This window comes from Paramicrobacterium agarici, assembly GCF_002563955.1.
Taxonomy (GTDB): domain Bacteria; phylum Actinomycetota; class Actinomycetes; order Actinomycetales; family Microbacteriaceae; genus Paramicrobacterium; species Paramicrobacterium agarici.
The window spans coordinates 1305697-1319560 of record NZ_PDJE01000001.1 but is presented as its reverse complement, the minus strand read 5'-3'; the positions used below and the strand labels follow the sequence as shown (position 1 = coordinate 1319560).

Here is a 13864-nt window from a genome sequence, read left to right as displayed (position 1 = left end):
TTCATGCGGGAGCACGAGAGAGATCAGGGCGGATGCTGTCGCGAAGCATCCGCCCCTCACCCCGCTACTCGTCGCGTCCGCCTTCCACGTACGCTCGCAGGGCATCCCGCACGAACTCCGCGCCGGGCTGCCCACCGTAGTTGGCGGCGAATCGTGGGTCGGCCACGTACATCTCGCCGAGCCCGAGCAAGTACTCGTCTGTGGGACGACCCTGCTCGCTGCCCGGCGTTCCCGGCACCCCGCCGAGCCACTCGGCGTGACGGCGAGCAAGGGCCCGCGCTTCATCGCTCGCCGGGTCCACGCTGCGCTCAGCAGCATCCGCCCAGTCTCGGCTGAGGTCTGTCACCCGCTTCTGCCATTCGGCGCGCTCGGCGTCGCTCATGCTGCGCCACCAGGAGTCGGAGCGCTCGTAGGCACTCGCGCCCCAGCGCTGCTCGACCTCTTCTTTGTACTGCGTGTGGTCGAACCCGTCGAACATGTTCTCTGCCATGACACTCTCTCCTCTCTCTAACGACGTGATGGTGCCTTCAACCGACGCGATCTGTCTTGCGATGCGGTCGTTTTCGCGTCGCAGCCACGTGAGATGGGAACGGAGCGCCGTCGGAGCATCCGACTCACGATCGATGACCTCTGCGATCGACCCGAGGCCAAGTCCCAGCTCGCGAAGCAGCAAAATGCGCTGCAGTCGCACGAGAGCAGCCTCGTCGTAGTAGCGGTAGCCGTTCGCTCCGACGTGGCTGGGCGCCAGCAGACCGATGTGGTCGTAGTGCCGCAACGTGCGACTCGTGGTGCCGGCATGCCGGGCTGTCTCGTTGATTGACAAACGCATCTCGCTCTCCTCTCTGCTGTGACGCCAACACCACGCTAGAAGTTGACGCAGCGTCAATGTCAAGAAAAATATCTCACGATCCTCTTTACGCGAGAACAAACGCGATATATCGTGTTTTCTATAACTCGCGATATATCGCGATCGGATGCACCGAGGAGGCATCTTGTGAGCAAAGAGAAATGGTTCATCAACCCGGGAGAGTCCCGCGTGATCGACACCGGCATCGTGCGATCGCTCAAGGTCGCACTCATCGGAGGCGCAATCGACGTGATCGGGCACGACGAAGACAGCGCACGCATCGAGGTGCACGATGTGACCGGTCGTGAGCTCAAGGTGACGATCGACGGCGACCGGCTCGAAATCGACCACCCCCAGCTCCGCTGGGAGAACTTCATCGACACATTCAAGGCGTTCGGGCCCAATAAGGCGACGGCCGCCGTGAGCGTGCTCGTTCCCCGCGACATCGATCTGTCGTTCGGCGTGGTGAGCGCGACGGCTCTGCTCTCGGGACTCGAGACAGACGCGCGGCTCAGCACCGTGAGCGGTGAGATCGGCGCCGACAGCCTCACAGGCGATCTCGAGCTCAACGCGGTCTCGGGCGCTCTCAACGTAAGCAATCATGCGGGTGCCGTCTCGGTGCACACCGTCTCCGGCGACGTCACGGCGTCCGGCGAGATCGAGCGGTTCACAGGAGACACGGTTTCGGGCGACGTCTTCATCGACGCTCGTGGTGCGTGCGACCGCATCCGTGTCAATTCCATGTCGGGAAACCTCACGGCGCGCATTGACGGCGACGTCGGCGCGCGCTGCGTTCTCAATACCGTGAGCGGTCGCATGCACGTCGATGGCGAGTCCGTCGACGGCACGTTCGGCCGCGGATACTCCGTCACCACGCCCGGAACCACGAACGTCACCGTGGAGGTGACGGCCAACACGGTGTCGGGAGACATCGCGCTGATCCGCCGAGCGCAGCACTCTTCTGGCTACAACGTCGACGCGAACGGAGCCGTTCAATGACCCCGGTATTCGCACACGGAAACCTCCGACTGTACCTGCTCAAGCTCCTCGAGGAGCATCCTCGCAATGGCTACGAGATCATCCAGGCGTTGAGTGAGCGTTTCGGGGGAACCTACAGCCCAAGTGCCGGCACGGTCTATCCGCGGCTGGCAAAGCTCGCCGACGACGGCCTCATCGTCAAGAACAGCGATGGGCACAAGAACGTCTACGAGATCACGGATGCTGGAAGAGACGAGCTCGAGCGTCGCTCCGACGAGCTCGACGCGATCGAAGACGAAGTGAGCGACTCGGTGCGCCGACTCGCCGACGAGGTGCGCACGGGCGTCACTGACGCGATGCGCTCTCTGCGCGCCGAACTTGCTGCAGCGGCGCGTGAGGCGAAGACTCGCGCCCAGGACGAGCCTGTTGCGACTCCCCGCGAGCCCGACGCTCGAACAGAGAGTCGCGTCGCCGTCTACGAGATCGAGAACGCGGTCTCCGAGTTTCGGCGCGAGCTGCGCTCAGACCTGCGCAAGGCCGTCGCGGCAGGCAAAGTCGTCGACGACGAACTCGTCACGATGGCGCGAGCAGAGCTTGCCCGTGTTCGAGAGCTCCTTCGCCCGCGATGACTCGGTGAGCCAGCCCGGGCAGGGCATCGCTTGAGTGGGGCCGCGGTCAGATCAGGCCTCGGGCTCCCACGGCACGCGGCCACCCTTGTCTGCCGGAAGCAGCGGAACGACAACGACGGGCCGGGACTGCGTGTGCGCCAGGTGCGCGGCCACGGAGCCGCCGAGAAACTCCTGCAGGCCGGCGATGAATCCGGGCTCGCGGGTTCCGACGACGATCATGCTCGCGCCGATCTCGTCGGCAATCGCTCCGAGCACGGCAGACGGCTGACCGGCCCCCACCCGGGTCGTCCACGCGACTCCTTCGGAATCCGCAGCGGCACGCGCGCGCTCCTCGAGCCATTCGGTATTGGCATCGTGATCGGCAGACGGGTCCGGATCGAATGTCGTGAACGCGACGGTTCCGTCTGACATAAAGCCAGACGTGTACTGCGTGGTATCCACCCAGACGAATACAACATCGCGCCCGAACGCCTTGGCGAACGAGACCCCGCGCTGGGGAACGCTCTCAGGCTGTTCTCCTGTGACTCCGACAAGTACCGGACCGTTCTCGAGGTTCTGCATGGTCGAACTCCTCTCGCCACTGGAATCGGCATCGTCGCCGTATCTTCAGCGTATCGCTGATTGCTCGTTTCCCAGCATATTCCGACACTCGCATGTAGTGTCACGGGCTCGCGAGTCAGAACCGAGGCGGGCCGTCTCACAGGAGAGATCAAGAAGAGCTCATGCTAAACTTGAGGCTAGTCTTATCGTTCCCTGGTTAGTGCAACCGCGGGCAGCCAACCAGCTGTCCGAATACTGATTTTGTGAGGGGGTCTCGCATGGGGCGTGGCCGTCAAAAGGCAAAGCACACGAAGATCGCACGTGAGCTCAAGTCGTTCAGTCCAGAAGTGGACTACGACCAGCTTGAGCGCGAGCTCGGGGGCAAATCACCTGACCCCTACGAAGACGAGATGTCGAAGTGGTCTGAGTACGCAGACGACTTCTCGTCAGATCAGCAGAAGCGAGCATAAGAGCGCGCATAGCGATCGCATCGTAACGAGGCAGAGCCGGGCCGGCTAACCCGTGCCCGGCTGCGTCGTTTGCACGACTGTGCCTGGGTACCAGGTAAGGCTCTGCCGTGCTCGCGACAGCCACAATCACGACAGTTGCGTGCGCTCGATCCAGTCGAGGTACTCGGGAGTGACCGTGCCCGTGACGTAATCGCCCGTGAAGCAGCTCATCTCGAGGTCTGTCACGTGGGACCCCTCAATGATGGCGTCCTTCATATCGCTGATCTCCTGGAAGATCATGTGGTCTGCATCGAGAACCTCACCGATCTCCGGAATCTTGCGGTCGTGCGCGATCAGCTCCGCCCGCGACGGCATGTTGATGCCGTAGACATGAGGATGCCGCACGGGCGGCGCCGCCGATGTGAACGTCACCTTGTTCGCGCCCGCAGCCCGAGCCATCTCGACGATCTCCTTCGACGTTGTTCCGCGCACGATCGAGTCGTCGACGATCAGAATGTTCTTTCCCTTGAACTCGCTTCCCATGGCGTTGAGCTTCTGGCGCACGCTCTTCTTGCGCTGCGACTGCCCGGGCATAATGAAGGTTCGCCCCACGTAGCGGTTCTTGTAGAACCCTTCGCGGTACTCGATGCCGAGCTTCTGAGCCACTTGCATTGCTGCCGGACGGGATGAGTCGGGAATGGGCATGACGACGTCGACATCGCCGAGCGGCATGTGCCGCGTGATCGTATCGGCCAGACGGTTGCCGAGGCGCAGCCGGGCGTCGTACACCGAAATGCCGTTCATGATCGAATCGGGCCGGGCGAGGTACACGTACTCGAACGAGCACGGTACAAGGCGCGGCGAGCGCGAGCACTGGCGTGAGTGCAGCTCGCCGTCCGGCGTGATGAAGACCGCTTCACCCGGTGCAATGTCGCGCACGACCTCGTAGCCCGCGGCTTCAAGCACGAGTGACTCCGACGCGACGACCCAGTCGTCACCCACCATTCCGGTCGCCCGGCGGCCGAGCACGAGCGGACGGATGCCGTAGGGATCGCGAAATGCCAGCAGACCGTGCCCCGCGATCATCGCAATCGCGGCATACGACCCCTCGACGCGCTCGTGCACCTGCGACACGGCAGTGAAGATCTGATCCGGGTCGAGTTCAAGACCCGAGATCTGGCTCTGCAGCTCGTTCGCGAGCACGTTCAGCAGCATCTCGGTGTCGCTCGTCGAGTTCACATGACGCCGATCGACGTGAAACAGGTCTTCTGCAAGCTCACGCGTGTTCGTCAGATTCCCGTTGTGCACGAGAATGATCCCGTACGGGGCGTTTACGTAGAACGGCTGGGCCTCCTGCTCATTCGCAGCGTCGCCCTTCGTGACGTACCGCACGTGACCGAGCCCGATGTTGCCGACAAGAGACCTCATGTCGCGCGTTCGGAACGCTTCGCGCACTTGCCCCTTCGCCTTGGCCATGTGAAAGGTCGGGCCCTCTGCCGTGGCGATTCCCGTGGAGTCTTGCCCGCGGTGCTGCAGCAGCAGCAGGGCATCGTAGATCTGCTGGTTGACGGGCTCGTGTGAGACGATTCCGACGATTCCACACATGTCAGGGAGCTCCCGAAAGGTTCAGTTGTTCTGCGGTGAAGATGTCAGTTCGCATAGCGTCCGACGAGGCGCACGGCACCGCCGTCGACACCCTTCGCGCCCTGCTCGAAGCCGCTCAGATCGCGAGCGCCCACGTGCACCTCGCCGACTTGCCACGAGGCAATGTCCGCGGCGTGCAGATGCGAGATGACGGATGCTGCCGACGCAGCGTCGACGACCGCGAAGAATCCGATTCCGAGGTTCCACGTGCCCTCGCTCGACTCGAGCTCTGTACCGGCCATGTCGCTCAGAGCGCGGAAAACCGGTGCCGGAGACCACGTCGACCGGTCGACCTCAGCCCACGATCCGGCGGGCAGCACGCGAGCGAGGTTCGCGGCGATGCCTCCTCCGGTCACGTGCGACAGCGAGTGAATGGCGCCGGGAACAGCGTCGAGCACGTCGAGCACAGCAGCCGTGTAAAGACGGGTCGGCTCGAGCAGCACTTCGCCGACGACGCCGCCGAGTTCTGCCGAGGTGTCGGTGAAGCCGATCTTCTGCTGCGCGAGAATGTGCCGCACGAGCGAGAAGCCATTGGAGTGCAGGCCACTCGAGGCGAACGCAATGACGACGTCGCCGTCTTTCACGAGGTGAGCGCCCAAGACAGCATCCGCCTCGACCGCTCCCGTCGCAGCCCCTGCCACGTCGTAGTCGTCGGCGGCGATGAGCCCCGGATGCTCAGCGGTCTCTCCCCCGACAAGCGCTGTTCCCGTCGCGGAGCACGCCTCGGCAATGCCGCGCACGATGTCGGCGATGCGCTCCGGAACGACCTTGCCGCACGCGATGTAGTCGGTCATGAACAGCGGCTTCGCGCCGACGACCACGATGTCATCGACGACCATGCCCACGAGGTCCTGGCCGATCGTGTCGTGCTTGTCGATGGCCTGCGCGATCGCGACCTTCGTGCCGACGCCGTCCGTCGATGTCGCGAGCAGCGGCTTGCGATAGCTCGTGAGGTACGAGACGTCGAAGAGCCCGGCAAAGCCGCCGAAACCGCCCTGCACCTGCGGCCCGTGAGTAGCCGAGACGGCTGATTTCATGAGTTCGACGGCGAGATCGCCTGCAGCGGTGTCGACTCCTGCTTCGCGATATGTCGCGGAACTGCTCACAGATTGTCCTCTTTGTCGGATGATCCGGCTGTGTGGGGCGCCTCGGCATCCGGCTCGCTGACGCGCACATTAACCTTATCGACTCGCACCGTGTGCGTCTTCTTGCGGGCCCTCACATCGAGAATCCAGGCGAGCAGACCGAAGATCGCGACTCCGACCGGAATGCTGATCAGCAGCAGAAATCCGAACACCTGGACGGGTGAGAAGTACACGTCGCCCGTCGAGGGATCGATCTCGTCGGGTGACCGCTGAAACGCGAATGTGAGGATCATCGCGGCGACCAGCCCGACGATCACCCCGATGAGCAAGAACGTCTGGTACTTGGGTACGCGTCGCACAGGCACCTCGTGCGAGGTCGCGCGCTCGATGGGCACGCTGGACTCGGCGGGCTGCCCAGTGGGTGCGTCAGAAACGGGGCGATCGGAGGCGTCGCCCGGAGTGGTGCTCATGCCCTCTATTGTCGCGCATGAAGCTGTGTGCTGAGCACACGACCAGTCGCGCACGCGCAGCACAGTCAGTCGCGCACGCGTAGCACGGGCAGCCGCGCACGCACAGCACAGTCAGTCGCGCACGCGCAGTACAGGCAGTCTGCCGGTCAGGTCGGCTCGGCTTCCGGATGCTGAGACGGACGCTGTTTCGACAGCATCCGCCCACGCTGTCGTTCCCGTCGCCAGAGCGAGCCATGTCTCGGCGTCGGTCTCGATGACGTTGGGCGGGGTGCCACGCGTGTGCTTCGGCCCTTCGATGCACTGCGTCGCGCCAAACGGCGGAACCCGCACCTCGACGGTGTTGCCCGGGAACCGTTCGGCAAGCAGCTGCAGCGTGTATCGCACGGCCGTCGCGATGGCGTCGCGCGAAGCAGCCTCGCGCACAGCGCTGTCGACGGCGGGAATGCCGACGTCATCCGAAATACGCGCGCGAGCCATACCCATAGGCTAGTACCCGTGAAGATTCTTGTGCTGGGGTCTGGCGCCCGGGAACACGCCATCATCCTGTCGCTTCTGTCGGAGAATGCGGGTCACGACATCATCGCGGCACCGGGCAATGCTGGCATTGCACGCGACGTCGCTGTCGCCTCGTTCGACATCAACGATCCGGTGACGGTGGCGAATGTCGCAATCGACCGTGCCGTCGACCTCGTCGTGATCGGCCCCGAGGCACCGCTTGTCGCGGGTGTTGCAGACGAGTTGCGCGAGCAGGGGATCCCCGTCTTCGGGCCTGGAAAGGCCGCAGCGCACCTTGAGGGGTCCAAGACATTCGCCAAGCGCGTTATGGATGCTGCGGGCGTACCCACCGGCCGCGCGCAGCGTGCCACGAACCTGGCCGAGGTCGAGGCAGCGCTGGATGCCTACGGCGCGCCGTACGTCGTCAAGGCCGATGGTCTTGCTGCGGGCAAGGGTGTGCTCGTGACGTCAGAGCGTGATGCTGCTCTCGATCACGCGCGCCGGTACCTGCCCAGCGGCAGCATCCTCGTCGAAGAATTTCTCGACGGCCAAGAGGTCTCGCTCTTTCTGCTCAGCGACGGGCACCGAGTGCTTCCGCTGTCGCCCGCGCAAGACTACAAGCGCCTGGGTGACGGGGATGCGGGACCGAACACGGGCGGAATGGGCGCCTATTCTCCGCTGCCCTGGCTCGATGAGCGTTTCGGCAGTGAGGATGCCTTTGTCGACGAGGTGATCAGGACCATCGCGCAGCCCGTGATCACGCAGCTTGCCGAGGAGCAGACGCCGTTCATCGGGTTGCTCTATGCAGGACTCATCTTGACAGACAAGAAGGACTCTGCCGGCGACTCGGGAATCCGCGTGATCGAATTCAATGCGCGGTTCGGAGACCCCGAGACGCAGGTCGTGCTGCCGCGGCTGGCGACTCCCCTGTCGACGCTTCTATACGCGGCAGCGACGGGTACGCTCAACGAATCCGAGCGCCCCGAGTTCGGTATGACAACGGCCGTCACCGTCGTTCTCGCGAGCGAGAACTACCCGGCTACCCCGATCACCGGTCGGGAGATCACGGGACTCGACGCTGCCGAGGCGATTGACGGCGTGCACATCGCGCACGCGGCAACCGCGCTCGTCGACGGAACCCGTCTGACAGCATCCGGTGGTCGTGTACTCAATGTCGTCGCTCTCGGCACAACCTTCGGTGAGGCACGTGAGCGTGCGTACGATGCGATCGGTCTGATTGGGCTCGAGGGGGCGCAGTACCGCACCGATATCGCGAAGCGCGCGGCGCTATAGGAGCACTGCTTACCGGCGTGAGCGTCTGCGCTTATCGCGGCGTCCGCGAAAGAGAAAGCCTGCGGCGAACGACAGTACGAGCACGATGCCGATTGCGAGCCAAAGCGGCCACCGTACAGTCACCCATAGGATCGTCAGATTCGCGTCGTGCGAGTTCTGCACCATGAAGATGACGACAAGCACGAGCAACACGAGCGCAGCCCAGTTGACGGTCGCAAGAAAACTCATCACCCCGCTGGAGTTCTTCGACTCGCTCATCGTGGCTCCCCTCACCCACGGCACTCATTGCTTGCCCTGAGGCTATCCAGGCAATGTCGCCGGGTCAATCAGCTTGGGCCGCGGTGCCCCATTCGTCGATGAGGGGCTTCGGCTTGGCGAAGAACAGGGTGACGACAGCGCCGACGAGCGAGAGCGCGGCGGGAAGAAGCATCGCCTGTCCCATTGCCGCGCTGAAGCCCTCGTGTAGAAACTCCGGCAGCGCGGTCGCGAGGCCAACCTCCGTGCCGGCTGGCGCGTCTCCCGATGAGGGGAGTTCGGCGGCGAGTCGTGCCTGCATCATCATCGCGATCGACGCGCTGCCGAGCACCGCACCGACCTGGCGCGTTGTGTTGTAGACGCCGGAACCAGCGCCGGCCAGTGCAGGCGGGAGATTGCGTGTGGTCATCGTTGCGAGGGGGCCCCACATCGCCGCGTTCGCCAGTCCGAGCATGGCGCTTGGCATCAGCAGCACGATGATGGATTGGCCAGGCGTCAGAACGGCTGCGTACCAAGTGAGCCCGACGGCGCAGCACGTCATTCCTGCGGTCGCGACGAGCCGAGGGTTGATGCGGTCGATCAGTCGGCCGACGAATGGGGCGAGAACTCCCGAGATCACCGCCATGGGTACCATCATCAGCGCGGATTCCGTCGGGCTGAGTCCGAGTACGAGTTGCAGATAGAAGATGAGCGGAATTGCCATGCTTGTGACGGCGAAGCCGACGGTGGTGATCACTGCGTTGCCGAGTGAGAAGTTGCGGTCGTGAAAAACGCGAAGCGGAACGAGAGGTTCTGTCGAGGTGAATCGCTGCCAGACGACGAAGGCGATGAGTACGACAATGCCGGCGATGATCAGTGACCAGACAGAAATCGGGCCCCAGATGTATCCCCAGTCGTAGCTTTGCCCTTCTTGAATGCCGAAGACGAGAAGAAACATGCCGAGCGCACTCAGAATGACTCCGACGATGTCGAAGCGGTGGGCGTGCGTAGGAAGACGTGGAACGTACCGAACCGCTGCGACGAAAGCGATGACGCCGACGGGAAGGTTGATGAAGAAGATCCATTCCCAGCCGAGACTGTCGAGGAGTACACCTCCGAGGATGGGACCGACGAGCGACGCGACGCCAGCGGTTGCGCCCCACAGTCCCATTGCCGTTCCGCGCTTATTCGGTGGGAACACTCGTGTGATGACGGCCATTGTCTGTGGCGTCATCATGGATGCTCCCAGGCCTTGAGCGACGCGAGCCGCGATGAGCATGGTGATGTCTGTCGATAGTCCGCATGCGGCGGATGCAAGCGTGAAGAGGGCGAGCCCGGTCAGGTACAGCCGTTTCGGGCCGAAGCGGTCGCCGAGACGTCCTGTGATGAGCAGGGGCACGGCGTAGGCGAGAAGGTAGGCACTCGTGACCCATAGCACTTGCTCGATGTCAGTGTCGAGGCCGTCGATGATCGCGGGGTTCGCCACCGACACGATCGTCGTATCGACGAGGATCATGAAGAAGCCGATGACCAATGCCCAGAGGGCGGGCCAGGGGCGAAGAGTGCGATCCATGAGTGTTCCTGCCTGATCTGCGTGCGTGAGGGAACGCCGTCATTCGTCGCGAGTCCCTACAGGAATATACTCCCGGCCGCAGACAGCGCTGACTGCCGACAACGCAGCCCACCGTCAGAGCACGCTAATAACAGGGCAAGCTAGCGACAGCGCAAGTTCGCGACGCAGCCGCCCCGGCAGCTCTGATGCAGCGTTGACCGCCCGAGCAGTGGCTCTGCTCGGGTTCAGGCCCAGGAACTTCCCTTAGCGCCTCCCCGATGCGGTCCCGCAAAACTGGCAGGTAGCGCCGCCGACGACATCGTCGGCCAGCCCATGGTCAGCCTGGGGACGGTTCGTCAGAACAACGGTTCTTCGGGTAGCGCCTCCCGCTGATCATCATCTGCTGCGGCCTCGCCGCTCACCGTCGCCTTGTCCTCGGCGCCCGTCTTCAGGAATTGGACGTTGGAGGTGCGTGGCACCTGGTAAGCGATTCCGAGGGGTGAGATCCATTCGATCCGGTCGCCGTCGGTATGAACCTGCCACATGGTGTGGTGTCGGAGCATGTGGTGCTGTTCGCATCCGGGCTGCAGATTCGACAACTTTGTTTCACCGCCGTGTTGCCATTGTTCGATGTGATCCAGGTCACAAATGGTGGCAGGCCGGTCGCAGCCGATGCCGGTGCAGGTTTCATCGCGCAGTCGCACGGTGCGTTTCAGATCCGCCGGCACCGCATAACTGTCACGCCCCACCGACAGCACCGCCCCGGTCTCCGGGTGCGTCAATAACCTCGTGAAACTCGGTGCCCGCGCCGCCAACTCGCGTGCGATGTCGGGGGCGATGGGCCCGTATCCGTCCAACTGTCCGGGCTCGTCGGAGTGTCCGAGGAGTGTCATGACGGGGACGGTGACATGCACGGTCGGACGAATCCCACCCAAACGGTCAGCCCCCACCCCCGAAGCACCAACACCGGGTTTAGGCCCGTCGGTGGTGAAGCCTTTCATCAGGGCATCAGTGACAGCATCTGCTTCGATCTGCGCCAGAGTCCGGTCGTCGCCGGCAGCTTTCAACGCCCGCGCCGTCCGCGTGGCCGCATTCAGAAAGCTCTGCACCACCTCGACCGGACCGTGCAGGGTGAGAGCTCCCATGCCGTCTTGGGTGCCGTAGCACTCCACCCGACGCTGCTTCACCGCCTCACACCGACGCTCACTAATCGTCTCCGGAAACAAACCCTCCCGGATCTTGATCGCAGCACGAGCAAACTGCGTCGCCGACTGCTGCCTTGCCTTAGGGAGAGCTTTCGTCTCGAACGCGGCCGCTTCTTCTGGGTCGAGGCTCACGGCCTGACGCAGCATCGCATCCACATGCTGCCGCGTAATCTCACCAGCCTCTAAAGCGCCGAATGTTGACGAGAGCTTCTCACACAGAAACTCAGCATCATTCAGCAGGCCCTGCGCGTGACCCTTCGTGACACCGATCGCCGCACCGATCTCCTGCGCCAAAGAAGACCGCACCCACCCCTCAGCCTCCGCATCAAGATCCGCCCGAGACGTTCCGGCCGGGACAGGGATGAACACACCCGGATGCTCAAGGGCCTCCTGCAGCATCCCGTAGATGCCGCGCATGCGCGATGCTTCCGCTGCCGAGATCGCACGAGAATCAGCAACAACACCAGCCAGCCGCTCACGCAACGCGCTCGCTACAGCATCCTCGTGAGCATCTTCCGGCGACTGAGCCGGGACCGTCACGTCTGGTGCAGTCTCAGCATCAGCCGGCTCGTCAGGGCCTTGTGCCGGCTCGTCAGCGCTGACTGCCGGAGTGAACCCGGCAGGAGGCTGCACCCCTGCGTCTGGCTCGTCAGGCTCGGATTCGTCGAAGCGTGGACCACTCTCCCCACGATTGTTCGAGCCGATCGGCGGCGGTTGATATAACTCTTCCCTCCCATCCGCCGGACCCCAATTGTCCGGGTCCGGAGCGGAATCTCTGAACTCATCCATGCACCAATTCCACCACGAACCACCGACATTCATTCGAGCAAACCAACGAATGTGGATAACTTGACTCGAAGATGTATTCGAGACCAATCTGTGGAGAAACCCGACTGCGAACGCGTGCATCACTCTGTCACACGAGCGACCGCCACAAAGACCGTTGATAATGGACGAGTGAGCACAAACCTGACACCCGCCGGCTGGAATCACCTCTACTCGGGAAAGGTACGTGATCTCTTCGAGCCTGCATCACCATCGACCGATGTCGCTGGTGCCGGTGACGCCATGCTCCTCGTGGCGAGTGATCGAGTAAGCGCATACGACTACGTGCTCTCCCCCGGCATCCCCGGCAAAGGCGAAGTGCTCACCCGGCTCAGTCTGTGGTGGTTCGACAATCTCGACGTTCCGAACCACCTCGTTGCGAGCCACGCGCCCGGCGAAGCAGGGCATGCTGCCCTGCCGGCCGAGGTAGCCGACCGTGCCATGCTCGTGAAGAAGCTCGACATGTTTCCCGTCGAGGCCGTCGTGCGCGGGTACCTGACAGGCTCCGGCTGGAAGGAATATCAGCAGAACGGCACCGTGTGCGGCATCCCTCTTGCCGACGGCCTGCAGAACGGCGACCGGCTTCCGGAGCCGATCTACACGCCCGCATGGAAAGCCCCCATGGGCGAGCACGACGAGAACATCTCATTCGAGCGCACCGTCGAACTCATCGGTGGCGATGATGCCGCAGCCGTTCGAGACCTCGCCCTCTCGATCTACACGAAGGCGGCGGCCATTGCCGAGGCGAAAGGGCTCATCCTCGCCGACACAAAGTTCGAGTTCGGTCGTGACCCGGATTCCGGTGACATCGCTCTCGCTGACGAGGTGCTCACGCCTGACTCGTCGCGCTACTGGGACGCCCAAGCGTGGACGACGGGCGAGACGCCTGATCAGCGCATGGCCAGCTTCGACAAGCAGATCGTCCGCGACTGGCTGACCCAGATTTGGGACATGACAGGCACTCCGCCTGAGCTGCCAGCCGACATCATCGAGCGCACGTCACATCGCTACCGCGAACTCCTTGAGCGCATGACGCGCTAGCTCTCACCGTCGTTGTCGGCAAGACGCTTCTGCTCGGCCGCGCGCTTGCCCATCTCGACGACGGCGAACGAAGACCCGACACCGAGGAGCAATGCGAACAAGCCGCCGCCACCGCCCCATCGGGACTTCCCGAACATCGCGTCGACCGATGCGCGACCCGGCCCCTCCGCTGCAATGGCAACGAGCGTGGCAATAAGCACGGCGTTGTACTCGTAACCGCCGTTTGAATTCCAGATGCCGTTCTTGGCATGAACCTTGCGCACCGCCGTCACCATCGAGCCGATGAGCCCACCCGCCACCACGGGCGTCGCAGCACCGAGAACGATTCCCGCCCCGGCTCCAGTCTCGGCGAGCGCGACAGCGAGCGCATTCTCACGAGCGGGCTCCATCTCGAGGCTCTCCATCATCTTCTCCGTGCCCTCAAGCCCCGGTCCGCCGAACGAGCCCTTCAGCTTCTGCAGACCATGACCGACGAAGATTCCCCCGACGACGACTCTGACCAACACACGTCCCCAACTCACCGTTGCCTCCTTCTCGTCGCTTTCTCGAAGCGTACGGCGGAATTTCACTCCCGCCA

At 63.4% G+C, this 13864-nt stretch carries 15 protein-coding genes; 5 read left to right on the top strand and 10 right to left on the bottom strand.

Annotated elements, in window-relative coordinates:
• Positions 1 to 64 precede the first annotated feature (64 nt).
• Positions 65 to 829, bottom strand: coding sequence for a MerR family transcriptional regulator (locus tag ATJ78_RS06490; protein ID WP_098406853.1), 765 nt, complete (start codon positions 827 to 829; stop codon positions 65 to 67).
• A 165-nt stretch (positions 830 to 994) separates the two neighbouring features.
• Here ATJ78_RS06490 and ATJ78_RS06485 point away from each other — a divergent pair, with 165 nt between their 5' ends.
• Together ATJ78_RS06485 and ATJ78_RS06480 are read left to right on the top strand one after the other, a co-directional pair.
• A complete protein-coding gene (locus ATJ78_RS06485) occupies positions 995 to 1846 on the top strand; it encodes a DUF4097 family beta strand repeat-containing protein (protein WP_098406852.1) in 852 nt (283 codons plus the stop codon).
• Positions 1843 to 2454 carry a PadR family transcriptional regulator gene (locus ATJ78_RS06480; protein WP_098406851.1) on the top strand — a complete coding sequence of 204 codons (612 nt, stop codon included), beginning with the start codon at positions 1843 to 1845 and terminating at the stop codon, positions 2452 to 2454. Before ATJ78_RS06485 ends, ATJ78_RS06480 begins: the two co-directional genes overlap by 4 nt.
• 51 nt (positions 2455 to 2505) lie before the next feature.
• Here the strand turns inward: ATJ78_RS06480 and ATJ78_RS06475 are convergent, their stop codons facing one another.
• Positions 2506 to 3015, bottom strand: a complete 510-nt coding sequence (locus ATJ78_RS06475) for a universal stress protein (protein WP_098406850.1) — start codon at positions 3013 to 3015, stop codon at positions 2506 to 2508.
• A gap of 257 nt (positions 3016 to 3272) precedes the next feature.
• Here ATJ78_RS06475 and ATJ78_RS06470 point away from each other — a divergent pair, with 257 nt between their 5' ends.
• Positions 3273 to 3464 (top strand): DUF3073 domain-containing protein, encoded by a 192-nt coding sequence (locus tag ATJ78_RS06470; protein WP_098406849.1) that lies wholly within the window; start codon positions 3273 to 3275, stop codon positions 3462 to 3464.
• 126 nt (positions 3465 to 3590) lie between these two features.
• Here ATJ78_RS06470 and purF read toward each other — a convergent pair whose 3' ends face one another.
• The 4 genes from purF to ATJ78_RS06450 form a co-directional block, all read right to left on the bottom strand.
• Positions 3591 to 5048 carry an amidophosphoribosyltransferase gene (gene purF / locus ATJ78_RS06465; RefSeq protein WP_098406848.1) on the bottom strand — a complete coding sequence of 486 codons (1458 nt, stop codon included), beginning with the start codon at positions 5046 to 5048 and terminating at the stop codon, positions 3591 to 3593.
• Between the two features lie 44 nt (positions 5049 to 5092).
• Positions 5093 to 6193 carry a phosphoribosylformylglycinamidine cyclo-ligase gene (gene purM / locus ATJ78_RS06460; RefSeq protein WP_098406847.1) on the bottom strand — a complete coding sequence of 367 codons (1101 nt, stop codon included), beginning with the start codon at positions 6191 to 6193 and terminating at the stop codon, positions 5093 to 5095.
• Positions 6190 to 6642: a hypothetical protein gene (locus tag ATJ78_RS06455; RefSeq protein WP_245836231.1), complete on the bottom strand. Its 453-nt coding sequence runs from the start codon at positions 6640 to 6642 to the stop codon at positions 6190 to 6192. Before ATJ78_RS06455 ends, purM begins: the two co-directional genes overlap by 4 nt.
• Positions 6643 to 6753: 111 nt before the next feature.
• Entirely contained in the window at positions 6754 to 7119 is a 366-nt protein-coding gene (locus ATJ78_RS06450) for a sterol carrier family protein (protein ID WP_098406846.1), read from the bottom strand.
• 18 nt (positions 7120 to 7137) lie between these two features.
• Between ATJ78_RS06450 and purD the strand changes: the two genes are divergently transcribed.
• Entirely contained in the window at positions 7138 to 8430 is a 1293-nt protein-coding gene (gene purD, locus ATJ78_RS06445; RefSeq protein WP_098406845.1) for a phosphoribosylamine--glycine ligase, read from the top strand.
• Positions 8431 to 8439: 9 nt separating this feature from the next.
• Here the strand turns inward: purD and ATJ78_RS06440 are convergent, their stop codons facing one another.
• The 3 genes from ATJ78_RS06440 to ATJ78_RS06430 all read right to left on the bottom strand — a co-directional run bounded on the left by ATJ78_RS06440 (position 8440) and on the right by ATJ78_RS06430 (position 11838).
• A complete protein-coding gene (locus ATJ78_RS06440; protein ID WP_098406844.1) occupies positions 8440 to 8688 on the bottom strand; it encodes a LapA family protein in 249 nt (82 codons plus the stop codon).
• Positions 8689 to 8752: 64 nt separating this feature from the next.
• Positions 8753 to 10237: a DHA2 family efflux MFS transporter permease subunit gene (locus tag ATJ78_RS06435; protein WP_098406843.1), complete on the bottom strand. Its 1485-nt coding sequence runs from the start codon at positions 10235 to 10237 to the stop codon at positions 8753 to 8755.
• A 335-nt stretch (positions 10238 to 10572) separates the two neighbouring features.
• The gene (locus tag ATJ78_RS06430) at positions 10573 to 11838 is read right to left on the bottom strand and encodes an HNH endonuclease signature motif containing protein (protein WP_098406842.1); all 1266 of its coding nucleotides are present in this window, start codon (positions 11836 to 11838) and stop codon (positions 10573 to 10575) included.
• Positions 11839 to 12378: 540 nt separating this feature from the next.
• On the opposite strand from ATJ78_RS06430, the gene ATJ78_RS06425 reads away from it, so the two are divergent.
• The gene (locus ATJ78_RS06425; protein ID WP_098409246.1) at positions 12379 to 13287 is read left to right on the top strand and encodes a phosphoribosylaminoimidazolesuccinocarboxamide synthase; all 909 of its coding nucleotides are present in this window, start codon (positions 12379 to 12381) and stop codon (positions 13285 to 13287) included.
• On the opposite strand, the gene ATJ78_RS06420 is transcribed toward ATJ78_RS06425, so the two are convergent.
• Complete coding sequence (locus ATJ78_RS06420) at positions 13284 to 13808, bottom strand: DoxX family protein (RefSeq protein WP_169923407.1); 525 nt, start codon at positions 13806 to 13808, stop codon at positions 13284 to 13286. The two genes, ATJ78_RS06425 and ATJ78_RS06420, sit on opposite strands and share 4 nt — an antisense overlap.
• Positions 13809 to 13864: the final 56 nt, after the last annotated feature.

Bases quoted from the DNA above. Each gene is read 5' to 3' on its own strand.
- ATJ78_RS06490 (WP_098406853.1), bottom strand. From the start codon at position 829: ATGCGTTTGTCAATCAACGAGACAGCCCGGCATGCCGGCACCACGAGT.
- ATJ78_RS06480 (WP_098406851.1), top strand. From the start codon at position 1,843: ATGACCCCGGTATTCGCACACGGAAACCTCCGACTGTACCTGCTCAAG.
- ATJ78_RS06475 (WP_098406850.1), bottom strand. From the start codon at position 3,015: ATGCAGAACCTCGAGAACGGTCCGGTACTTGTCGGAGTCACAGGAGAA.
- ATJ78_RS06470 (WP_098406849.1), top strand. From the start codon at position 3,273: ATGGGGCGTGGCCGTCAAAAGGCAAAGCACACGAAGATCGCACGTGAG.
- purF (WP_098406848.1), bottom strand. From the start codon at position 5,048: ATGTGTGGAATCGTCGGAATCGTCTCACACGAGCCCGTCAACCAGCAG.
- ATJ78_RS06455 (WP_245836231.1), bottom strand. From the start codon at position 6,642: ATGAGCACCACTCCGGGCGACGCCTCCGATCGCCCCGTTTCTGACGCA.
- ATJ78_RS06450 (WP_098406846.1), bottom strand. From the start codon at position 7,119: ATGGCTCGCGCGCGTATTTCGGATGACGTCGGCATTCCCGCCGTCGAC.
- ATJ78_RS06440 (WP_098406844.1), bottom strand. From the start codon at position 8,688: ATGAGCGAGTCGAAGAACTCCAGCGGGGTGATGAGTTTTCTTGCGACC.
- ATJ78_RS06435 (WP_098406843.1), bottom strand. From the start codon at position 10,237: ATGGATCGCACTCTTCGCCCCTGGCCCGCCCTCTGGGCATTGGTCATC.
- ATJ78_RS06430 (WP_098406842.1), bottom strand. From the start codon at position 11,838: ATGCGCGGCATCTACGGGATGCTGCAGGAGGCCCTTGAGCATCCGGGT.